Origin of the sequence: Methylobacterium sp. WL12 (assembly GCF_008039475.1) — a bacterium.
Lineage (GTDB): Bacteria > Pseudomonadota > Alphaproteobacteria > Rhizobiales > Beijerinckiaceae > Methylobacterium > Methylobacterium cerastii.
In genome coordinates, this window is record NZ_VRUW01000028.1 from 1 (window position 1) to 19,073 (window position 19,073).

Consider the following 19,073-nt stretch of genomic DNA (forward strand, 5'->3'; position numbering starts at 1 on the left):
GGGCGGGACGGAACGGGGGCGGATCGCGAGGTCCCGCCCCAAATCCGCCCCGGAGCGAAAAAGCCCCGGCGTCCAGGCCAGGGCTTCGCGTCTAAGTCGTTAAAATCTATGGTAGCGGGAGAGGGACTCGAACCCCCGACACGAGGATTATGATTCCTCTGCTCTAACCAGCTGAGCTACCCCGCCCCAGCCCGCGGCCGTCTGCGTGGGCAGGCGGCCGGTTCGGAGATCGGCGGTATAGGGAACGGCGGCTTGCGGTGTCAACGCCCTCTTTCCGGCCGAGGCGCGGGTTTTTTTCTGTGGCGCGTCCCGGCGTTCCGGCTCATCCCGCAACGGATCGCGCCGGGCGTGCTTATCGCTATGAGTGCTGTCCGAATGCCGGAACCGAGCGAGGGTTCATTCTTGTCAGACCGTCCAACGCAAGAGGCGCAGCCCTCGCGCCGCCATGCCGACCTCGGCGCCGACTTCTTCGACGTGGTCGCGGCCGCCCGCTTCCCGCAGACGATCCTGCGCTTCCGCAACCGCGCTTGGGCCGCCCGCGTCGGGCTCGACGGGCTGACGGACGCCGAGTGGATCGCCCGGTTCGGCCGGTTCGAGCCCCTGCCCGGCTCGTTCCCCGCGCCGCTGGCCCTGCGCTATCACGGCCACCAGTTCCGCTCGTACAACCCCGAGCTCGGGGACGGGCGCGGCTTCCTCTACGCGCAGCTGCACGATTTGCGCGACGGGCGCCTGCTCGACCTCGCCACCAAGGGCAGCGGCACCACGCCGTGGTCGCGGGCGGGCGACGGCCGGCTGACCCTGAAGGGCGGCATGCGCGAGGTGCTGGCCACCGCGCTCCTCGAAGCGCAGGGCGTGAACACCTCCAAGAGCTTCAGCCTGATCGAGACCGGCGAGGCGCTGGAGCGCGGCGACGAGCCCTCCCCCACCCGCTCCGCGGTGCTCGTGCGCCTGAGCCACGGCCACATCCGCATCGGCAGCTTCCAGCGGTTCCTGGCGCTCGACGAGCCGAGGAACATCGAGCGGCTGCTCGATCACACCATCACGACGCACATGCCCGACCTCTGGCGCGAGGCGCCGGCCGACCGGGCGGTGGCCTTCCTCGCCGAGGTCGTGCGACGGGTCGCGCGGATGGGTGCGCAATGGGCGGCCGCGGGCTTCGTCCACGGGGTGCTCAACACCGACAACATCAACGTCACCGGCGAGAGCTTCGATTACGGGCCGTGGCGCTGGTTGCCGGCCTACGATCCGAATTTCACGGCCGCCTATTTCGACAGCCAAGGGCTCTACAGCTTCGGCCGCCAGCCGGAGGCGTTGTACTGGAACCTCGCACGGCTGGCGGATTGCCTGCTGACGCTGGCGCCGCAGGCCGACCTCGAAGCGGCGCTGAAGGGTTTTGGGCCCGCCCTGCAGGAGGGCTTCGCCGAGGCCTTGTTCGCCAGGCTCGGGCTCGCGAAGGCCGGCCAGGACGAAACCGATCGGCTGGTCGGCGCCTTCTGGCGCTTCCTGGCCGAGAGCCACGCCCCGTTCGAGCAGACCTTCTTCGATTGGTACGGCGGCATCGCCAGCGCCGAGCGCGCCGCGGCGAGCCCCTCGGCCGCACTCTATGCCGGCGACGCCTTCGCCCCGGTGCGCGCAGCGTTGGAGGGCTTGGCGTCGGCGCCGGGCGCCGGCCTCGCCCATCCCTATTTCGCCGACCTCACACCCTGCACGCTGCTGATCGACGAGGTCGAGGCGCTGTGGGCGCCGATCGCTGCGTCCGACGACTGGTCGGCGCTCGACGACAAGCTCGCGGCGATCGCGCGCATGGCCGAGGCCTACGGCACGGCGCCTGCGCTGGTTTGGTAAGGCCTCAACGCTCCTCCTCCTCGCGGCGGCGCGCCTCGGCGTGGCCGGCGCGGATGCCGAGGTCGACCATCGTGCGGGTGATGCGCAGGCCGAGCCAGAACAGCAGAACGCAGACGGCGATCGCGGCGGCGATCTTCACGGGGTTCACGGGCGGCGCCCTCGCGGCGGTGGACGATCGGATTGAGTTAGGGCAGAGGCACTGGTGTGCGCGAGACCTTTCACATCGAAGTCCTCGGCCCCGAGCCGGGTGACGTCCAGACCCGGATCTCGGTGCGCAGCACCGGGCTCGAGGGGGCGCAGGAGCGTGCGCTGCGCCTGTTCGCCCGGGCCCGCGTGCCGCAGCGCTCGGTCGGACCGGCGGAAGCGGTGCGGGTGATCGACGGCGCCGGACGCGAGGTGTTCTTCCGCAGCCGCTTCGACGAGCCGAGCTAGGCGAATGCGCAGGGCTCTCCTCGTCCTCGCGCTGGTCGTGCTGCTGCCGGCACTGTTCGTGCGCAGCTACAGCCTGCCGCCGGCCCCCGACCGGCGCGGTGGGACGACGATCCTGCTGAGCGTTCCGAACCGGCCGCTGTTCGGCAGCCCGCGGGCCGATTGCGTCGACACGCCGGAGGACGGCTCGGTGATCGCCTGCCTGATCGCCTCGGTGAACCGGTCGCGGGAGGAGGGCATCCCGCTCCTGTCGCTGCCGTTCTCGCCGACCGCCTACGGCCTGTCGGAACGGGTGGCGCTGCTCGGGCGGGACGAAGCCGCGGGGAAGGCGCAGCTCGCCCGGATCGCCCGCTTCGGCTGGTGAGGCGCCCTCACCCGCGCAACATTTATTTGGGCTTGGCCGGCGCGGCGGGCTCGACGGCGGGCTTCGGCTTGCGGGCCTCCTGTTGGCTCTCGGCCTTCTCCTCGTCGGTGTCGCCCTTCTCGATCGTCTTCTCCGGGTCGGCGGCCAGCGTCTTCACGATCTCCAGCACGCGCTCGCATTCGGTGACGTAGGAATAGCTCTCCAGCACGATCGCCGCGTCACGCAGCGTGCGCAGGTCGCGCACCGTCTGCTTGTTGGCGGCCTCCTGGAGCTCGCTCTTCCGGGCGATCGTCTCCTCGATCTTGGCGGCCTTCACGTCGCAGGCGGCTTCGACCGGCGTGGCGAGGCCGGCGGCGAGCATCAGGAGGGCGGCGTGAGCGAGGCGCATGCGTCAGGGTTCCGGGCGTCGTGCGTCGAGGGATGGGTTCTAGGCGTGGTGGGCGTGGCTGCGCAGGATGTCGTTCGTCAGCGCGACGAGCTGGCTCGGACGGTAGGGCTTCGGCACGAACACCGATTCGGGGACCGCCTCGCCCTGCGAGAGGCAGGCGCGGCCGCCGGAGGTGTAGACCACCGGTAGCGAGGGGCAATGCGCCCGCGCGGCCCGGGCCAGCGTGATCCCGTTCGTGTTGCGGGCGAGGTCGATATCGGTGAAGAGCAGGTCGACGGTCTCCCGGGCGAGGATCGCCTCGGCCTCCCAGGCGTCGGCGGCGGTCAGGACGCGGTAGCCCTCGTCGAGCAGCGCTTCCGCTGCCAGTTCGCAGACGAACGGCTCGTCCTCGACCACCAGGATGGTGGTCGGCGCGCGGTCGAAGTAGCTCGGCAGGCCGAAGGCGGCGCAGGCGAAGGACATCATGACGCAACTCCAACTCACCCGGCGTGGGACGAAGGTCCCGCAGCCGGATCGAAGGACAAACGGCGCCCTACGCTCCGGCGTTCGCCGTGATTGCATCGAATTGCCGAGGTTTGGTGAGCGAAGCCTTAACCCTGCTCGCCCGCCCCTGAACGAGGCGCCGGGAATGGTTAACCAAGGGTTGACGCGTCGCGCACCGGATCGGGTTTCGTGAACCGGTCCTGGCAGGTCGGGACCGGGCTCGTGCTCACCGCGCTCGCCGGATTCGTCGACGCGCTGGGCTTCGTCCGGCTCGGCGGCCTCTACACCTCGTTCATGAGCGGCAACACCACGCAGCTCTCGGTCTTCCTCGGGCATGCGGATTTCGCGCACGTGGTGCTGCCGGCGATCCTGATCGGCGGGTTCCTCGGCGGCGCGATCCTCGGCAGCGGCCTGTCGATCCTGATCCCCTCCCCCTGGGCGACGCCGGCGGTGCTCGGCTACGAAGCCCTGCTGATCCTGGCAGCCCTCGGGGTCGGCCTCGCGATTCCGGAACTCGGCATCGCCGCTTTCTTCATGGCGGTGGCGATGGGCTCGCAGAACGCCGTGCTGGCGCAGGTGAAGGGGTTCCGCGCCGGCACCACCTTCGTCACCGGGGCCCTGTTCAGCCTCGGGCAGAAGGTGGCGCAGGCGCTCACCCGCACCGGGCCGCCCTTCGGCTGGGTCGGCGACGGGGCGGTCTGGGCCGCGCTCCTCGTCGGCGCGTTCGGCGGCGCCGTGGCCTATGCCCGCCTGGAGCTCTATGCCCTGTTCATCCCGGCGGCGGTCTCCGGCCTCCTCGCCCTGGTCGCCGCGATCTTCGCGCTGCGCCACCGGACGATGGTGCCCGAGCCGCCCGCCACCTGAGCCCGTTTCACGCCTGTTCTGCCCGCCTTGTCCTGCCCGCGCCCGTCCTGATCGAGTCTCCCGATGAGCAACGCTTCGCTGACCACCCACGTCGCCCCGGTCGAGGCCGGCGCCCACGTCGTCGCCGCGCACTTCCTTAAGGACGCGCTGGTGATGGCCCTCGGCGACGGCACCGTCCTGCTCAGCCGGGACGGCACGTCGAGCCGCCTCGCCGCCCATCCCGAGGCCGGCATCCTGGCCGCCGTGGGCGACGGCAACCGCCTCGTCACCGGCGGCGACGACGGGCGCGTGGTGGCGCTCCGGCCCGACGGCACGCTGTCCGAGGTCGCCACCGCCAAGGGCGGCGCCTGGATCGACGCGCTCGCCCTGCATCCCGACGGGTCGGTGGCCTACGCGGCCGGGCGCACCGTGGTCGCCCGCGACGCCAAGGGGCGCGAGCGCACGTTCACGGCCCCCTCCACCGCCCGCGGCCTCGCCTTCGCCTCCAAGGGCTACCGGCTGGCGGCCTCGCACTACAACGGCGTCTCGCTCTGGTACCCGAACCACGAGACGCCCGCCGAGATGGTCGAGTGGAAGGGCTCGCACATCGACGTGACGTGGTCGCCCGACGGGCGCTTCGTCGTCTCGACCATGCAGGAGAACGCGCTGCACGGCTGGCGCCTACAGCCGGACCGCGGCCACATGCGGATGTCGGGCTACCCGGCCAAGGTGCGCTCGGTGTCGTGGTCGTCGGACGGTCACTGGCTCGCCACCAGCGGCGCGGAGGCCGCGATCGTGTGGCCGTTCGATTCGAAGGAAGGCCCCACCGGCAAGGCTCCACGCGAGTGCGGCGTGCGCCCGGCCCGCGTCTCCCGCGTCGCCTTCCACCCCAAGGCCCTGGTGCTGGCCATGGGCTACGAGGACGGCTGCATCCTGCTCGTGCGCTTCACCGACGCCTCCGAACTGCTGGTCCGTCCGGCGGTGAAGGGCAGCGGGATTTCGGCGTTGGCCTGGGACGCGAAGGGCGGGCGGCTGGCGTTCGGATGCGTCGACGGGGCGGCGGGGCTGCTGACCCTGCCGGCCTGATTGCGGTCGGGTTCTGGAACTGCCGCCGCCACCGTGCTCTTCTGCCACGACTACCACGACGAGGATGCCCCGTGTTCCGTGTCTTCCGCACCCTAGGCCTCGCCCTCGGCCTGCTCGGCGGCGGGCTGGCGGCGCAGGGGCCCGAATTCGCCCAGCAATACGCCCAGCGCCTCGGTGGCGCCCTGGACGAGCTGAAGCGCGAGGTCGCGACGCTCGAATCGGACGCCAAGGCCACCGGCAACACCCGCGAAGGTGCCGTCGATCGCCTGCGCACCAATCCCGACACCCTGGTCGCGCGCCGGGGCGAGGCCGCGCGCTACGACATCGAGCGGCTGGAACGGCTCTCGGCGCAGCAGCAGGCTTTGGCGAACGCGGCGAGCCCCCTCGGGCGGCTCGCTGCCGTGATCCGCGACCCCGACGTTCCGCTCGCCCGCGCCACCTACCGCGATTACGACCCGGCCCTCCCGACCACCACCGACGGGATCGTCGCCGGTCTCCTCGGCTTCCTGGCCGCCTGGGGCGGCTGGCGCGTGCTCTCCGATGTCGGCCGCCGCGTGGTCCGCCGCCGGCCGCGGACCGCGGTCACGACGGCTTAAACGGGCGTCGGCGCGATCACGGCGGGCGACGTCGGCGCCTCTGTGTGGCCGGGCGTCTACAGCCCCTAGCGCGCGGCTTGCTTAAGCGAGACATCGAGGACGGGCGCGGCCGGGCTTTCCGGCACACGCAACCGTCACGCTGGTTCCCGAGTCGCACCATGGCGCGCCCATCCACCCAGACGATCGACCCCGCGCTCGATGCGGCCGCGCTCCTGCGCCGTGTCGGGTTCTTCGGGCTGTTCGTGATCGTGCCGGTGGTGGCGCAGGTGGCGCGGCGCGCGACCGTGATCCTCGCCCCGATCTCCGTCGCCCTGCTGATCCTCGCCAGCGCCATCGACGGCCGCCAACGGCCGCTGCGCGCCAGCGGCGTCCGGCTTCTGCGCGCCCCGGCCTTCCTCGCCGGCCTCCTCGTGCTGGCCTGGATGGCGCTGTCGCTGGTCTGGACGCCGTTCCCCGGCCCCGCCTCCGAACGGTTCGCCAACCTCGTCGCCACGATCCTGCTGACGCTGGCCGGCTACATGGCGCTGCCGGACCGGATGCGCTCGGCCAACCTCTACCTGCTGCCGCTCGGCGTCACCGCGGCGGCGATCATCGCCATCATGCTCGGTTTGTTCGGCGACAGCCTGATGCGCGGCGTCCCGGACGACGACAACGCCCTCGACCGTGGCCTCACCCTCCTCGCCCTGCTGGTCTGGCCCGCGGTGGCCTGGCTGCGCTCGCGTCGCCGCGACCGGGAGGCGCTCGGCCTAGCCGTGGTGGTCGCCGTGGCGCTGGCGGTCTCGCCGGATGTCGGGCAGATCGCGGCGCTCGCGATCGGGGCGCTGGCCTTTGCGGTGACGAGCTTCCGGCCGCGCCTCGGCGTCGGCCTCACTGCCGGCATCGCCGCCGGCTTGCTCGCGGTGGCGCCGCTGCTGCCGTTTCTCGCCCGACCCGTCGGCGCCGCCCTGTTCGGCCCCCTGAGCCCCGGCGTGCTGACGCTGAAGAGCTGGCAGCGGATCGTGACCACCGAGCCGGTCCGGCTCATCACCGGCCACGGATTCGAGACGGCGTTGCGCGGGCGCGTCTTCGGGCTGATCCCGGTGAACGCGCCGAGCACCGCGCTGTTCGCCATGTGGTACGAGCTCGGCGTCGTCGGGGCGCTGGCCGCCGCCTACGCCCTCTACGCCTCGGTCCGCCGGGCCGGCCGCGACGTGCCGCTGCTGGTGCCCGGGGCGATGGCGGGCTTCGCCGCCGCCTTCACCATCGCCTGCATCGGCGTCGGCCTGACGGTGGTGTGGTGGCTGACGACGCTCGCCATCACCATCCTCGTCTTCGTCGCGATCGAGCGCGGCCAGTTCCGCACCCGCCGCCCGAAGGTGAGCCGCCTGAAGCTGCCGCCCCTGGGCGAGCCGCCGACGCCTTGAACTTGGTCTCATGGGTCAGGACCCATGAGGTCCGGCGGATTGCCGCCGCCCCGCAGTCGCGGGGACCGGACCTCGATGAGTTGGGCTCATCGAGGTCCGGTCTCAAAGGTCGGCGGCGGCCTCGATGCCGGCCATGTCGGCGTCCGACAGCCCGACATGGTGGCCGATCTCGTGGATCAGCACGTGGGCGACGAGGTGGCCGAGCGTCTCGTCGTGCTCGGCCCAGTAGTCGAGCAGGGGCCGGCGGTAGAGCCAGACCGTGTTCGGCATCTGGCCCGTGACGGTCTCGCCGGCTTGCGCCAGACCGATCCCGCGGAACAGGCCGAGCAGGTCGAACTCCGATTCGCACTGCATCTCGGACAGCGTCTCGTCGTCGGGGAAGTCGTCGACGACGATGCGGACGTCGCGCGCCAGCGCCTGGAACTCGGCCGGCAGCGCCGCGAAGGCGGCGTGCGCCAGATCCTCGATCTCGACGAGGCTCGGCGCCTTTGATGCGCTCAAGGTCTGCGCGTCGGTCAGGCTCACGCGGCATCCTTGGCGACGGGCAGGACGCAGCGGCGCAGGAACGCGGCGAGGTCGTTGGTGATGTGGTCGATATGGGCTTCGCGCACCGCCTCCTGCTCGAAGGCCTCGCGGTAGGGGTCGATCGCGGACGGCACCACCAGCACGGTGGCCATGCCCATCTGGTGCGGCACCACGAGGTTGCGGGCGATGTCCTCGAACAGCGCCGCGCGCCGTGGGTCGACCGCGTGCTGGGCGAGGAAGCGCTCGTAGGTCGCGCGTTCGGGCTTCGGCACGAAGTCGGCGGCGGCGATGTCGAACACGTCCTCGAAGTGGTCGAGGATGCCGAGGCTTTTCGCGACGTTCTCGGCGTGCTTGCGCGAGCCGTTCGTCAGGATGAGCTTGCGCCCGGGCAGCTGCTCGATCGCGTCGCCGAGCGCCGGATCGAGCCGGATCGTCGCGTGGTCGATGTCGTGCGCGAAGTCGAGGAAGGCGTGCGGATCGACGCCTTCCTCCACCATCAGCGCCTTCAGGGTCGTGCCGTAGCGGTGGTAGAAGTATTTCTGCAGCGCGCGCGCCGAGATCCCGTCGAGGCCGTAGAGCTGCATGACGAACAGCGTGATGCGCTCGTCCACCTGTGGCCACACCATGGCGTCGCTCGGATAGAGCGTGTTGTCGAGGTCGAACACCCAGGTGTCGACGGCCTCGAAGCCGCGGGCGTCGGCCGCCGTCACGTGGCTCTCGCCGGCTATTGTTCTGTCCGAGATGTCCGGTCTCCGAGATGACCGCAAGGCAGGATGCGCGCACCCGGATTCCAAGCAAGATCCGGGCGCGCACGATGCGGGGTTGGGCCGTCAGCTCCGGCGGATCAGGGTGCCGGCGCCGTAATCGGTGAAGAGTTCCAGCAGCACGGCGTGGTTGACCTTGCCGTCGAGGATCACGACCGCTTCGACGCCCTGGTCGATCGCGTAGATGCAGGTCTCGATCTTCGGGATCATGCCGCCGGTGATGGTGCCGTCGGCGATGAGCCGCCGGCAATCCTCGACGGTCAGCTCCGGGATCAGGTTCTTGTCCTTGTCGAGCACGCCCGGCACGTCGGTGAGGAGCAGCAGGCGCTTGGCGCGGAGCGCCCCGGCGATGGCGCCGGAGAAGGTGTCGGCGTTGACGTTGTAGGTCTTGCCGTCGGCTCCGTAGGCCACGGGGGCAAGGACCGGGATTAGCTCGGCCTTCAGCACCGCGTCGAGCACGCCGCGCTCGACGTGCTCGGGCTCGCCGACGAGGCCGAGGTCAACCGTCTGCATCTCCCGGCTCTCGGGGTCCATCACGGTCTTAGTCGCGCGCTTGGCCCGGACCATGTTGCCGTCCTTGCCGCACAGGCCGATCGCACGGCCGCCCTCGGCCGAGATCCAGCCGACGATCTGTTTGTTGATCGAGCCGGCCAGGACCATCTCGACCACCTCGACGGTGGCCTCATCGGTGACACGGAGGCCGCCGCGGAACTCGGACTGGATGCCGAGCCGCTCGAGCATCCGGCCGATCTGCGGGCCGCCCCCGTGGACGACGATCGGCTTCACGCCCGATTGCTCGAGCAGCACGATGTCCTCGGCGAAGTCCTCGGCCGCGGAGGCGTCGCCCATGGCGTGCCCGCCATACTTGATGACCACGATCTCCTGGTCGTAGCGCTGCATGTGGGGCAGCGCCTGGGACAGGACTTCGGCGCGGACGTGCACGTTCGGCAGTTCGGTCATCGGCATCCTCTCGCGCCGGCTTCGCGACGCGCAGGTCTCTACAGGAAGCTTGGCGAACCGCGAAGCGCCATCACAGGCCCAGCTCCGAGAGGTCCGGATGGTCGGCGGGTCGCGGCCCTTGCGGCCAGTGGAACTTGCGCTCCGAGGCGGCAATGGCGACGTCGTTGATGCTGGCCTCGCGGCGGCGCATCAGGCCGGACTCGGTGAATTCCCACTGCTCGTTGCCGTGGGAGCGGAACCACTGCCCGTCCGCGTCGTGCCACTCGTAGGCGAAGCGCGCCGCGATCCGGTTTTCGTGGAAGGCCCAGACCTCCTTGATCAGGCGGTACTCCCGTTCGCGCTCCCACTTGCCGGTCAGGAAGGCGACGATCGCCGGGCGCCCGACCAGGAACTCGGAGCGGTTCCGCCACCAGCTGTCGGGCGTGTAGGCCAGCGACACCCGCTCGGGGTCGCGGGTGTTCCAGGCGTCCTCGGCGCCGCGCGCCTTCTCGGCCGCGGACCCGGCATCGAACGGCGGCAGCGGTGGGCGCGTCTCGGTCATGCGGGTCGATCTCCTGGTCGCAGCCGCCCGATCGTTCGCGGGCGGCGCGGTCGATGCGTCGGGCGGACGGCGCGGGTCAGGCGCCGAGCCCGAGCATCAGGCCGATGTTCTGCACGGCCGCGCCCGAGGCGCCCTTGCCGAGGTTGTCGAGGCGGGCGACCAAAACCGCCTGCCGGTGCTCGGCCGAGCCGAACACCCGCAGCTCCAGGCGATCGGTGTCGTTGAGCGCCTCCGGCTCGATCTGCTCCTTGTGGGCGCCGGTGGTCGCGCCGGGCACGACCTGCACCAGGGGCTGCCCCGCGTACCAGCGCACGAGGGCGTCCTCGAGGTCGCCCGCCGACGGGCGGCCCGGCAGCGCGTCGAGATGGAGCGGGATCGAGACCAGCATGCCCTGCCGGAACGCGCCGACGGAGGGGATGAAGATCGGCCGGGCGGTGAGCCGGGAATAGGTCTGCGTCTCCGGCAGGTGCTTGTGCGCGAAGCCGAGGCCGTAGAGCAGGAAGGGCGCGGCGGAGCCGGCCTCGTAGGATTCGATCATGCTCTTGCCGCCGCCGCTGTAGCCGCTGACCGCGTTGATGCTGACGAAGGTGTCGGCCGAAATCAGGTCGCCTTCGACCAGCGGCCGCAGCAGCGCGATCGCGCCGGTGGGATAGCAGCCGGGGTTGGCGACCCGCCGCGAGGCGGCGATCGCCTCCGCCTGCCCGGGGGCCATCTCGGCGAAGCCGTAGGTCCAGCCGCCCGCGATCCGGTGGGCGGTGCTGGCATCGAGCACGCGGGGACCGCCGCCGGGCAGCGCGTCGCAGAGCGCCACCGTCTCGCGGGCCGCGTCGTCCGGCAGGCAGAGCACCACGAGGTCGACCTCGGCGAGCAGCGCCCGCTTCACGCTCGAATCCTTGCGGTCGGCATGCGCGATGCTGCGGAGCACCACCTTGCCGTCGCGCTCAAGGCGCTCCCGGATGCCGAGCCCTGTCGTGCCGGCCTCGCCATCGATGAACACCGTCGGCTTTTTGGTCTCGCCCGCCATCGCTCGTCGCACCCTCGAAGCCGGCCGCCGCCGGGACGTCGTGTCGCGGTGCGGGAGGTGGCCGGTGCGTGCCGGCCTGTCAATGCCGGGCGCCATCAACAAGCCATCGCGCTGCTGCCGGAACGCGGTGGGCGTGCCCCCGTTGTCGGCAAAATCGACGACGATGGGTGAAAGACGATGTCCGAGACCGCGAAGAAGACCGATCCCAAGCTTTGGGAGAAGACCAAGGACAAGGTCACGAAGAGCGAGAAGGGTGGAAAGGCCGGCCAGTGGTCGGCCCGCAAGGCCCAGCTCGCGACGCAGGAATACAAGAAGGCCGGCGGCGGCTACGCCGGCAAGAAGACCGACGACAACCACCTGAAGCAGTGGACCGACGAGGATTGGGACACGAAGTCCGGCAAGGAAAGCGGCAAGACCGGGGAACGCTACCTGCCGAAGAAGGCGCGCGAGGCCGTCTCGGACGAGCAGTACGACCGCTCGACACAGAAGAAGCGCAGCGACACGGCGAAGGGCAAGCAGTTCTCGAAGCAGCCGAAGGACGTGGCGAAGAAGGCCGCGACCGCCCGCAAATCCGCCTCCGGCGAGACCAAGGCCGACCTGATGAAGAAGGCCAAGGCGCAGAAGGTGCCCGGGCGCTCGAAGATGTCCAAGGCGGAGCTCGAGAAGGCGGTCCACGCCTGACGCGGCAGTCGCGCCCGCTCGGACCTGTCGGGCGGTCCGCTAAAGGCGAGCTCGACCGATTCGGGTCAGCGATTGGACCGAACCAATAAAAAAGGCGGCCCCGCAAGGAGCCGCCTTCTCTTTTGACCGAATGGGCCGATCAGCGCTTCGAGAACTGGAAGCTGCGGCGGGCCTTCTTGCGGCCGTACTTCTTGCGCTCGACCACGCGGCTGTCGCGGGTGAGGAAGCCCTCGCGCTTCAGCGGCGCGCGGAGTTCCGGCTCGTAGTAGGTCAGCGCCTTCGAGAGGCCGTGGCGCACCGCGCCGGCCTGGCCCGAGAGGCCACCGCCGGCGACCGTGACGGTGATGTCGTACTGGTCGACGCGGTTGGCCACCGTGAGCGGCTGGCGCAGGATCATGCGCAGCACGGGACGGGCGAAGTACACCTCGACGGCGCGCTTGTTGACGACGACCTTACCGGTGCCGGGGCGAATCCAGACGCGGGCGACCGCGTCCTTGCGCTTGCCGGTGGCGTAGGCGCGGCCCTGGGCGTCGAGCTTCTGCACGTGGACGGGGGCGGCGTGCTCGTTCTCGAGGCCGCCGGCGTTCGACCGGTTGAGGTCGGAGAGGGACTGAAGCGTCGCCATCTTAAGCGCTCACGTTCTTGCGGTTGAGGACGCCGACGTCGAACGTCTGCGGCTGCTGGGCCTCGTGCGGGTGGCTGGTGCCCTTGTAGACCCGGAGGTTGCCCATGATCTGGCGGAACAGCGGGCCGCGGGGCAGCATGCGCTCGACGGCCTTCTCCACGACGCGCTCGGGGAAGCGCCCTTCGAGGATGAACTTGGCCGACCGCTCCTTGATGCCGCCGGGGAAACCGGTGTGGTGGTAGTACACCTTCTGGACGTATTTGCGCCCGGTGAACTTCACCTTGTCGGCGTTGATGACGATGACGTTGTCACCGCAATCGACGTGGGGGGTGTAGGCGGGCTTGTGCTTGCCGCGCAGACGCAGGGCGATGATCGACGCCAGACGGCCGACGACGAGGCCCTCCGCGTCGATCACGATCCACTTCTTGTCGACGTCGGCGGGCTTCAGCGAAAAGGTTTTCATAAGCCGAATTCCGTTGGCGCTCGGTGGTGTGTCGAAAAACGAGCCGCCGCCGCGTCGGGGGACGCGGCGGCGTTGGCCGGTGGATAGACGGGGCGACGCCTGAGGTCAAGCCGTTTCGGAGGCGCGCATCACCCGAAAAGCGAAGTTCTGGAAGGAGTTCAGCCTAGCGGTATCCAGATACCGCTAGGCCGGGACCTGTCCCGTCGCACCATCGCGAATGGTGTGCTTCAATCCATTCCGCCACCTCGCGGGGCGATGGTGAACTTCTGTACGCCCTTGCCCGCGAGCACCGGCTTCTTCGCGCTGATGATGCGCGAGTTGACCCCGGTCCAGCCGATCTCGCCCGAGAGCCGGCCGTACTCGATCTTGGGGCAGCGGTTCATGATGACCGTGACGCCGCGCGCCTCGGCGCGGGCGGCGGCCGCGTCGTCGCGCACGCCCAGCTGCATCCAGATCGTCTTCGGCAGCGGGTCGAGCGCCAAGGCCTCGTCGACGAGGCCGCCGGCGGCGGCCGAATTGCGGAAGATCTCGACCATGTCGACCGGTTCGCCGAGTTCGGCCAGCGATGCGGCCACCGGGCGCCCGAGCAGCGTCTGCCCGGCGAGGCCCGGGTTCACCGGCGTCACCACGTAGCCGCGGTCGAGCAGATATTTCAGCACGATCCAGCTCGGCCGCGCCGGGTTGGCCGAGGCACCGACGAGGGCGATCGTGCGCGTGGCCCGCAGGGTCGCGCGGATGTGCGCGTCGGCGTAGCGACCGTGGCGGGTGGCGAGGCCGTCGGGAACCTGGTCGAGGGTCGGGATCATCGAACTTCGCTTCCTTTTGGGATCGCGGACTCTTTGGTATCGCAGACCTCCCTGCTTACGGTGCCGCGCGGATCGGGTCGATTCCGGCGGTCGGCCCGAGGTGCAGCCACCCGGCACCGCGGCAGGGCGACATCGGGCGAAGCGCGGCATTAAGGCCGCTTGATTGCCACGCGCCCCGCGCGATCTCGCTGCGATGATCTTGAACTTACCCACCGCGGCCGCGACTGCGCCGCCGACCCTGTTCTGCCTGCACTTCCTCGGGGGCAGTGCGCGGGAATGGGCGCCGACGGCCGAACGCCTCGGGGCGGATGTCGTTTGCGTGCCGATCGACTTGCCCGGCTTCGGCGACGCCGCGGACGTGACCGGCTACGACGTGGCGGCGATGGCCGACCACGTCGCGGCAAAGGTCCGCGCCGCGCGGCCGGGACGCTGGCTCGTCGCCGGGCACAGCATGGGCGCGAAGGTGGCCCTCGCCCTGGCGCGTCGTGCCGAGGATGGCGAGGCGGGGCTCGAAGGGCTCTCCGGCCTCGTCCTGCTCGCCGGCTCGCCGCCGAGCCCCGAGCCGATGGAGGAAGAGCGTCGCGCGGCGATGATCGCCTGGATCGGGGCCGACGCCGCGACTCGGCATTCGGAGGCCGAGGCCTTCGTCGCGTCGAACGTCGGCGCCCCCCTCCCCGCCGACCGGGCGGAGGCCGCAATCGCCGACGTGCTGCGCGCCGAGCCGGCGGCCTGGCGCGCCTGGCTCGTGGGCGGAAGCCGCGAGGATTGGTGCGAGCGCGTCGGCGTCCTGCGCACCCCCGCCCTCATCCTTGCCGGTGGCGAGGACGGCGACCTCGGGCCGGAGGCGCAAACCGCGCTGATGGCGCCGCATTTCGGTTCGGCCCGCCTGGTCACCCTCGACGGCGCCGGCCACCTGCTGCCGATCGAGCGGCCGGATGCGGTCGCCGACTTGATTCGCGGCCACGTCGTCGCGCCGCACACGGAAGAGCCTGAAGCGCCGAAGATCGACGCGGCGTATCGCGACCTGATCGCCTCCGAGCGGGTCAACGGCCGCCTGCGCGCGGCCTTGCACGAGCGCGCCGCGCCGGACGATCCCGCCTATCGCCCGCAGGCCCTCGACGCGGTGGAACTGGCGATCCTGCGGGCCGTCGTCGCCCGGGTGCTGCCGCAGGCCGCCGGGATCGATCTCGCCGCCCGCATCGACGCGCGGCTCGCGGGCGACGCCGGCGACGGCTGGCGCTTCTCCCCGTTGCCGCCGGACGCCTCCGCCTACCGCGCCGCCCTGCGCAGCCTCGACGCCGCGGCGCAGGCGGGGGGACGCCGCTTCGTTGCGCTGGACGGCGCGGCACAGGACGACCTGCTCGAGGCGATCGAGGCCAAGACCCTGTCGGGCGGTCCGGCCGGCGGCTTCGATCCGGAGCAGTTGGCCTTCTGGTTCGAGGACCTGCGATCGGACGTGGTGCGGACATGGCTCGCCCATCCGGCGGCGCTCGCCTGGATCGGCTTTTCCGGCATCGGCGCGGGCGGCGACGGGCCGCGGCCGGTCGGGTTCACGAAGGTCGGATTGGGCGAGCGCGAGGGCTGGGAGCCCGTCGCGCAGGGTGGGGACGCACGATGAACCTTGATACGATGAGCCGCTATTCCACCGACGAGGTGGTCGACGCGGTGGTGATCGGCACCGGCGCCGGCGGCGCGCCGCTGATGGCGCGCCTGGCGGCCGCCGGATCGCGCGTGGTCGCCCTCGAGGCCGGCCCGAACTTCGATCCGCAGGCCTTCGCCTTCGACGAGACCCTCGCCGACGAGATCTACTGGACGGACGAGCGCCTTAGCGGCGGTTCGACGCCGGAAGCCTTCGGCGGCAACAACAGCGGTACCGGCGTCGGCGGCTCGACCCTCCACTGGGGCGCGTTCTGCCCGCGTGCCGACCAGCGCGACCTGATGATCCGTACCGAGACCGGAGAGGGCACCGACTGGCCGGTGAACTACGACGAGCTGCTGCCGTTCTACGAGCGCGTCGAGGCCTTCATCGGCGTCTCCGGCCCGCAGAGCTATCCGTGGGACGCGAGCCGGCGCTACCCCCTGGCCCCCGTGCCCCGCAACGCTTCCGCGCAGATCATGGCCGAGGCCTGCGCCGGCATGGGCATCCGCGCCACGGACGCGCCCGCGGCCGTCGTCTCGCGCGCTTTCCCGCAAGAAGGCGGCGCGGTGCGATCGGCCTGTATCAATTGCGGCTACTGCCATCAGGGCTGCCGCAACGGCGCCAAGACCAGCATGGACGTGACCTACCTCCCGCTGGCGGTGGCGCATGGCGCCGAGATCCGGCCGGAGGCCCGCGCGCACGGGTTCGAGCGTGACCGCGAGGGCCGGATCACAGCGGTGATCTACCGGCAGGGCGGCGTCGACCACAGGCAGCGTTGCGCGCAGGTGTTCCTCTGCGCCGGCTCCGTCGAGACCGCGCGGCTGCTGCTGCATACGGGACTGGCCAACGGCAGCGGGCAGGTCGGGCGCAACTACATGGGCCATGTCGCGACGCAGGTCTGGGGCACGTTCGATGCCGAGACGCGGCCGAACAAGGGCTACCCGTCCTCGCTGATCACCGAGGACATGATCCGCCCGAAGGGCGCCGACTTCGCAGGCGGCTATCTGGTCCAGAGCCTCGGCGTCGCGCCGCTGACCTTCGCCAACTCGGTGGCGCGCGGGCGCAAGCTGTGGGGCAAGGCGCTCGGCGACTACCTCGCAAACTACAACCACGTGGCCGGCATCGGCATCAACGGCGAGACCCTGCCCTGCGACGCCAACCGGCTGACGCTCTCGGACGAGGCCGACGCCCTCGGCATGGGCAAGGCCGCGATCGATTTCGGCTACGGCCCCAACGAGACGCGCCTGAACGCCCACGCCACGAAGCTGATGGTCGACCTGTGGACCCAGGCCGGAGCCCGCGACATCTGGGTGCTCGACCGCGTCGCCCACACCATCGGCACCTGCCGCATGGGCCATGACGGCGACCACGCGGTGGTCGATGCGTTCGGGAAGTCGTTCGAGGTGCCGAACCTGTGGGTCTGCGACGGCTCGACCTTCCCGAGTTCGCTCGCGGCGAACCCCGCGCTGACGATCATGGCCCTGAGCTTGCGCAGCGCGGAGAAGGTGCTGAGTGGCGCCTGACATGTGACGGCGGGTCATCCCTCATCCGCAGAGGAAGGGAAGACCCGCGTCGCGTGCGATCTCGTACGCTTGGAGGCCCCTTCTGAGCCCCTGCCGCGATCAAGCAGCGATCGCCTCGGGCTTCGGCGCGGGTGCGTCCATCGCCCGCATGTAGACGTCGAGCAGCGTCTCGTGCTCGTCGCGGGCATCCTGGTCGAGCTTGCGCAGGCGGATGATCTCCTTGAGGATCTTCACGTCGAGGCCTTCGCCCTTCGCCTCGGCGAAGATTTCCTTCTTCGCCTCCGTCAGCGCCTTGATCTCCTCGTCCACCTGCTCGATCCGCTCGACGATGGAGCGGATGCGGTCGCCGGCGATTCCAATGGTGTCGGTCATCCGAGAACCCTGTTCGTGAGAAGCCACGGCTGGCTCGTCGCGCATCGGGGTGAGCGAACGGTTAAGGCGGCCGATCCCCCGAGCGCCGCACGACGGATCTGGATTTCCGGCCGCCGATCGTCTATATGAGACCTGCGGTTGATGACCGGTTCGTAATAACGTTTCAGGACCCGGAGGGCAGTACTCCGGCGCCTCCACCACGAACGCAGCGGCGCTGCGTTTCTGATGGGGGCGAAATAGGTTCGACTGGGCGGTAAAGGGATCGCGAGTTCAGCTTCACTTCGGTGAGGTACGATGCGACTGTCGGTAGGGACTCGACCGGTTCGACGCGGGCAACCCCCGTTTCGGGCACCTGACCAAATCCTAAATGCCAACGATAACGTTGTCATGGATGCCCGCCTCGCGGCGTAAGCATCTTGCGGTAGGGTAACCGTCGAAACAGAACCCGGGGCTTCGGCCCCGGGACCCACCTTTCCTCAGCCTCGGATTGAGCGCCCTGCCCTCTCGGCGGAGCGGAAACGCATGTCCGGGCGACGCCCCGCAGGCCCGAGAGCCGGCGAGGCGAGGCAACGGCGGCTGCGGCGCTTAGCGCTGCTTGTCCTTCTTGTTGGCGTTGTGATGCCCGACGGCGCAGCCGGCGGCAGCGCCCATCTTGCCGTGGCCCGCCATGTGGCCGGCGACGCCGCCGACGATGGCGCCCTTGATGCAGCCCTTGGCCTCGGCCGGGGCGGACTGGCTGAGGGCGCCGAGGGCGAGCAGGCCGGCGAGGAGTGCGAACTTCATGAGCGTGGATCTCCGTTGCTGTGAAGATCGAACGAGCGGGCCGGCGACAGCGTTCCGGCGGTCCTTTTCCGGTCTTCGCTGCAGGTCCGCCATGCGTGCGCCGAGCGAGATGAATTGACACCGCGCGAAAACCCACGACATCACGGGTCTTGATCGCACTGACACAGGAAGGCGCACGTGGCTCGTCCCGAACTCGGTACCAAACGGATCTGCCCGACGACCGGCAGGAAGTTCTACGACCTCGGTCGTGATCCGGTGGTTTCCCCCTATTCCGGCGAGGTCGTCCCGACCGCCGCCCTCACCCCCTTCGCGAGCCGGTCTGCGCCGATCGCCGCCCGCAAGGAACCCGTCGCCGACGAAGACGAGGCCGACGCCGCCGGTCCAGAACTGGTTTCCCTCGACGAGGTCGAGGCCGAGGAGACTGAGAAGGACACGGATACGGACACCGAGGGCGACGACGTCATCGAGCCGGATGCCGACGGCGAGACCGCCGACGACGACACCCTCGTGGTGGACGACGAGGACGACGACACCACCGATCTCGTCGACGTCGAGGACGAAGACGACGATTGATCGCGCGACGCAGGTCGCGCCGGATCGCCCGGCGCGACCACGTCCCCGATTCGCCGTCAGCGTGAGGCTGATCTGGGCGCATGCGAATTGCGCGGGCTTGCCGGCAGAATTGGCCCAAGGTCGGATGGAGACATCAGAGGCACGCGTCGGGTGCTCGAACCCCAGGCATGGCGCCGGTTGCACGCTGACCTGTTGCGGCCAAGAAAAAAGGGCCCCCTGCGGAGCCCTTGCTTCGATCATCGATCATTCCGCGAGTGGAATGGTGGGCGCGACAGGGATCGAACCTGTGACCCCTTCCATGTCAAGGAAGTGCTCTCCCGCTGAGCTACGCGCCCCCGCCGAAGCCGTTTGGCTCCG

General features: G+C 70.3%; 24 protein-coding genes, 2 tRNA genes and 1 other RNA gene. 12 read left to right on the top strand and 15 right to left on the bottom strand.

All coding sequences use genetic code 11. The features are described 5' to 3' along the window. Positions 1 to 109: 109 nt before the first annotated feature. Positions 110 to 186: transfer RNA gene (locus tag FV226_RS12685), tRNA-Met, on the bottom strand. Between the two features lie 216 nt (positions 187 to 402). Between FV226_RS12685 and FV226_RS12690 the strand changes: the two genes are divergently transcribed. After that, complete coding sequence (locus FV226_RS12690) at positions 403 to 1,845, top strand: protein adenylyltransferase SelO (protein WP_238272465.1); 1,443 nt, start codon at positions 403 to 405, stop codon at positions 1,843 to 1,845. 4 nt (positions 1,846 to 1,849) lie between these two features. On the opposite strand, the gene FV226_RS27965 is transcribed toward FV226_RS12690, so the two are convergent. Then, a complete protein-coding gene (locus FV226_RS27965; protein ID WP_187273581.1) occupies positions 1,850 to 1,993 on the bottom strand; it encodes a hypothetical protein in 144 nt (47 codons plus the stop codon). Between the two features lie 56 nt (positions 1,994 to 2,049). Between FV226_RS27965 and FV226_RS12695 the strand changes: the two genes are divergently transcribed. Beyond that, positions 2,050 to 2,277: a hypothetical protein gene (locus FV226_RS12695; RefSeq protein ID WP_147763180.1), complete on the top strand. Its 228-nt coding sequence runs from the start codon at positions 2,050 to 2,052 to the stop codon at positions 2,275 to 2,277. A 4-nt stretch (positions 2,278 to 2,281) separates the two neighbouring features. Continuing rightward, positions 2,282 to 2,638 (top strand): hypothetical protein, encoded by a 357-nt coding sequence (locus FV226_RS12700; RefSeq protein ID WP_147763181.1) that lies wholly within the window; start codon positions 2,282 to 2,284, stop codon positions 2,636 to 2,638. Between the two features lie 22 nt (positions 2,639 to 2,660). Here the strand turns inward: FV226_RS12700 and FV226_RS12705 are convergent, their stop codons facing one another. Both FV226_RS12705 and FV226_RS12710 read right to left on the bottom strand, forming a co-directional pair. Continuing rightward, positions 2,661 to 3,026 (bottom strand): photosystem reaction center subunit H, encoded by a 366-nt coding sequence (locus FV226_RS12705; RefSeq protein WP_147763182.1) that lies wholly within the window; start codon positions 3,024 to 3,026, stop codon positions 2,661 to 2,663. A 39-nt stretch (positions 3,027 to 3,065) separates the two neighbouring features. Further along, the gene (locus FV226_RS12710; RefSeq protein ID WP_147763183.1) at positions 3,066 to 3,491 is read right to left on the bottom strand and encodes a response regulator; all 426 of its coding nucleotides are present in this window, start codon (positions 3,489 to 3,491) and stop codon (positions 3,066 to 3,068) included. 207 nt (positions 3,492 to 3,698) lie between these two features. On the opposite strand from FV226_RS12710, the gene FV226_RS12715 reads away from it, so the two are divergent. From FV226_RS12715 to FV226_RS12730, 4 genes are all read left to right on the top strand, one after another. Further along, the gene (locus FV226_RS12715; RefSeq protein WP_147763184.1) at positions 3,699 to 4,373 is read left to right on the top strand and encodes a YoaK family protein; all 675 of its coding nucleotides are present in this window, start codon (positions 3,699 to 3,701) and stop codon (positions 4,371 to 4,373) included. 63 nt (positions 4,374 to 4,436) lie between these two features. Further along, the gene (locus FV226_RS12720; protein WP_147763185.1) at positions 4,437 to 5,438 is read left to right on the top strand and encodes a WD40 repeat domain-containing protein; all 1,002 of its coding nucleotides are present in this window, start codon (positions 4,437 to 4,439) and stop codon (positions 5,436 to 5,438) included. Positions 5,439 to 5,509: 71 nt separating this feature from the next. Next, on the top strand, positions 5,510 to 6,034 hold the full coding sequence (locus FV226_RS12725) for a DUF2937 family protein (RefSeq protein ID WP_147763186.1): 525 nt from the start codon (positions 5,510 to 5,512) through the stop codon (positions 6,032 to 6,034). 158 nt (positions 6,035 to 6,192) lie between these two features. Next, entirely contained in the window at positions 6,193 to 7,437 is a 1,245-nt protein-coding gene (locus tag FV226_RS12730; protein WP_147763187.1) for a peptide ABC transporter permease, read from the top strand. 102 nt (positions 7,438 to 7,539) lie between these two features. Here the strand turns inward: FV226_RS12730 and FV226_RS12735 are convergent, their stop codons facing one another. The 5 genes from FV226_RS12735 to argC form a co-directional block, all read right to left on the bottom strand. Then, positions 7,540 to 7,962: a metallopeptidase family protein gene (locus tag FV226_RS12735; RefSeq protein ID WP_246691590.1), complete on the bottom strand. Its 423-nt coding sequence runs from the start codon at positions 7,960 to 7,962 to the stop codon at positions 7,540 to 7,542. After that, positions 7,959 to 8,672 (bottom strand): pyrimidine 5'-nucleotidase, encoded by a 714-nt coding sequence (locus FV226_RS12740; protein ID WP_246691591.1) that lies wholly within the window; start codon positions 8,670 to 8,672, stop codon positions 7,959 to 7,961. Before FV226_RS12740 ends, FV226_RS12735 begins: the two co-directional genes overlap by 4 nt. A 120-nt stretch (positions 8,673 to 8,792) precedes the next feature. Continuing rightward, complete coding sequence (gene argB, locus FV226_RS12745) at positions 8,793 to 9,692, bottom strand: acetylglutamate kinase (protein ID WP_187273582.1); 900 nt, start codon at positions 9,690 to 9,692, stop codon at positions 8,793 to 8,795. Between the two features lie 64 nt (positions 9,693 to 9,756). After that, positions 9,757 to 10,227: a nuclear transport factor 2 family protein gene (locus tag FV226_RS12750; protein ID WP_147763189.1), complete on the bottom strand. Its 471-nt coding sequence runs from the start codon at positions 10,225 to 10,227 to the stop codon at positions 9,757 to 9,759. 76 nt (positions 10,228 to 10,303) lie between these two features. Next, positions 10,304 to 11,251, bottom strand: coding sequence for an N-acetyl-gamma-glutamyl-phosphate reductase (gene argC, locus FV226_RS12755; protein ID WP_147763190.1), 948 nt, complete (start codon positions 11,249 to 11,251; stop codon positions 10,304 to 10,306). Positions 11,252 to 11,428: 177 nt separating this feature from the next. Between argC and FV226_RS12760 the strand changes: the two genes are divergently transcribed. Beyond that, on the top strand, positions 11,429 to 11,932 hold the full coding sequence (locus FV226_RS12760) for a hypothetical protein (RefSeq protein ID WP_147763191.1): 504 nt from the start codon (positions 11,429 to 11,431) through the stop codon (positions 11,930 to 11,932). A gap of 139 nt (positions 11,933 to 12,071) precedes the next feature. On the opposite strand, the gene rpsI is transcribed toward FV226_RS12760, so the two are convergent. The 3 genes from rpsI to FV226_RS12775 form a co-directional block, all read right to left on the bottom strand. Next, a complete protein-coding gene (gene rpsI, locus FV226_RS12765; RefSeq protein ID WP_147750197.1) occupies positions 12,072 to 12,557 on the bottom strand; it encodes a 30S ribosomal protein S9 in 486 nt (161 codons plus the stop codon). Position 12,558: 1 nt separating this feature from the next. Beyond that, positions 12,559 to 13,020, bottom strand: coding sequence for a 50S ribosomal protein L13 (gene rplM / locus FV226_RS12770; RefSeq protein ID WP_147750196.1), 462 nt, complete (start codon positions 13,018 to 13,020; stop codon positions 12,559 to 12,561). Positions 13,021 to 13,247: 227 nt separating this feature from the next. Further along, positions 13,248 to 13,826 (bottom strand): CoA-binding protein, encoded by a 579-nt coding sequence (locus tag FV226_RS12775; protein ID WP_147763192.1) that lies wholly within the window; start codon positions 13,824 to 13,826, stop codon positions 13,248 to 13,250. Positions 13,827 to 14,025: 199 nt separating this feature from the next. Here FV226_RS12775 and FV226_RS12780 point away from each other — a divergent pair, with 199 nt between their 5' ends. After that, positions 14,026 to 15,444 (top strand): alpha/beta hydrolase, encoded by a 1,419-nt coding sequence (locus tag FV226_RS12780; RefSeq protein WP_246691592.1) that lies wholly within the window; start codon positions 14,026 to 14,028, stop codon positions 15,442 to 15,444. After that, positions 15,441 to 16,988 carry a GMC family oxidoreductase gene (locus FV226_RS12785; RefSeq protein WP_147763194.1) on the top strand — a complete coding sequence of 516 codons (1,548 nt, stop codon included), beginning with the start codon at positions 15,441 to 15,443 and terminating at the stop codon, positions 16,986 to 16,988. The genes FV226_RS12780 and FV226_RS12785 overlap by 4 nt, the downstream gene beginning before the upstream one ends. A 99-nt stretch (positions 16,989 to 17,087) precedes the next feature. Here the strand turns inward: FV226_RS12785 and FV226_RS12790 are convergent, their stop codons facing one another. Then, the gene (locus FV226_RS12790) at positions 17,088 to 17,360 is read right to left on the bottom strand and encodes a DUF2312 domain-containing protein (RefSeq protein ID WP_147750192.1); all 273 of its coding nucleotides are present in this window, start codon (positions 17,358 to 17,360) and stop codon (positions 17,088 to 17,090) included. Positions 17,361 to 17,455: 95 nt separating this feature from the next. Here FV226_RS12790 and ssrA point away from each other — a divergent pair. Beyond that, positions 17,456 to 17,813: a transfer-messenger RNA gene (ssrA, locus tag FV226_RS12795) on the top strand. Positions 17,814 to 17,945: 132 nt separating this feature from the next. On the opposite strand, the gene FV226_RS12800 is transcribed toward ssrA, so the two are convergent. Continuing rightward, positions 17,946 to 18,143, bottom strand: a complete 198-nt coding sequence (locus FV226_RS12800; RefSeq protein ID WP_147750191.1) for a hypothetical protein — start codon at positions 18,141 to 18,143, stop codon at positions 17,946 to 17,948. A 177-nt stretch (positions 18,144 to 18,320) separates the two neighbouring features. Here FV226_RS12800 and FV226_RS12805 point away from each other — a divergent pair, with 177 nt between their 5' ends. Then, positions 18,321 to 18,716: a TIGR02300 family protein gene (locus FV226_RS12805; RefSeq protein ID WP_147750190.1), complete on the top strand. Its 396-nt coding sequence runs from the start codon at positions 18,321 to 18,323 to the stop codon at positions 18,714 to 18,716. Between the two features lie 260 nt (positions 18,717 to 18,976). Here the strand turns inward: FV226_RS12805 and FV226_RS12810 are convergent. Further along, positions 18,977 to 19,051: transfer RNA gene (locus tag FV226_RS12810), tRNA-Val, on the bottom strand. Between the last annotated feature and the right edge of the window lie 22 nt (positions 19,052 to 19,073).

What these genes read in the sequence shown, in the direction of transcription:
- FV226_RS12700 (WP_147763181.1), top strand. Translation starts at nt 2,282, where the DNA reads ATGCGCAGGGCTCTCCTCGTCCTCGCGCTGGTCGTGCTGCTGCCGGCA.
- FV226_RS12705 (WP_147763182.1), bottom strand. Translation starts at nt 3,026, where the DNA reads ATGCGCCTCGCTCACGCCGCCCTCCTGATGCTCGCCGCCGGCCTCGCC.
- FV226_RS12710 (WP_147763183.1), bottom strand. Translation starts at nt 3,491, where the DNA reads ATGATGTCCTTCGCCTGCGCCGCCTTCGGCCTGCCGAGCTACTTCGAC.
- FV226_RS12720 (WP_147763185.1), top strand. Translation starts at nt 4,437, where the DNA reads ATGAGCAACGCTTCGCTGACCACCCACGTCGCCCCGGTCGAGGCCGGC.
- FV226_RS12730 (WP_147763187.1), top strand. Translation starts at nt 6,193, where the DNA reads ATGGCGCGCCCATCCACCCAGACGATCGACCCCGCGCTCGATGCGGCC.
- argB (WP_187273582.1), bottom strand. Translation starts at nt 9,692, where the DNA reads ATGCCGATGACCGAACTGCCGAACGTGCACGTCCGCGCCGAAGTCCTG.
- FV226_RS12750 (WP_147763189.1), bottom strand. Translation starts at nt 10,227, where the DNA reads ATGACCGAGACGCGCCCACCGCTGCCGCCGTTCGATGCCGGGTCCGCG.
- argC (WP_147763190.1), bottom strand. Translation starts at nt 11,251, where the DNA reads ATGGCGGGCGAGACCAAAAAGCCGACGGTGTTCATCGATGGCGAGGCC.
- FV226_RS12760 (WP_147763191.1), top strand. Translation starts at nt 11,429, where the DNA reads ATGTCCGAGACCGCGAAGAAGACCGATCCCAAGCTTTGGGAGAAGACC.
- rpsI (WP_147750197.1), bottom strand. Translation starts at nt 12,557, where the DNA reads ATGGCGACGCTTCAGTCCCTCTCCGACCTCAACCGGTCGAACGCCGGC.
- rplM (WP_147750196.1), bottom strand. Translation starts at nt 13,020, where the DNA reads ATGAAAACCTTTTCGCTGAAGCCCGCCGACGTCGACAAGAAGTGGATC.
- FV226_RS12775 (WP_147763192.1), bottom strand. Translation starts at nt 13,826, where the DNA reads ATGATCCCGACCCTCGACCAGGTTCCCGACGGCCTCGCCACCCGCCAC.
- FV226_RS12785 (WP_147763194.1), top strand. Translation starts at nt 15,441, where the DNA reads ATGAACCTTGATACGATGAGCCGCTATTCCACCGACGAGGTGGTCGAC.
- FV226_RS12790 (WP_147750192.1), bottom strand. Translation starts at nt 17,360, where the DNA reads ATGACCGACACCATTGGAATCGCCGGCGACCGCATCCGCTCCATCGTC.
- FV226_RS12800 (WP_147750191.1), bottom strand. Translation starts at nt 18,143, where the DNA reads ATGAAGTTCGCACTCCTCGCCGGCCTGCTCGCCCTCGGCGCCCTCAGC.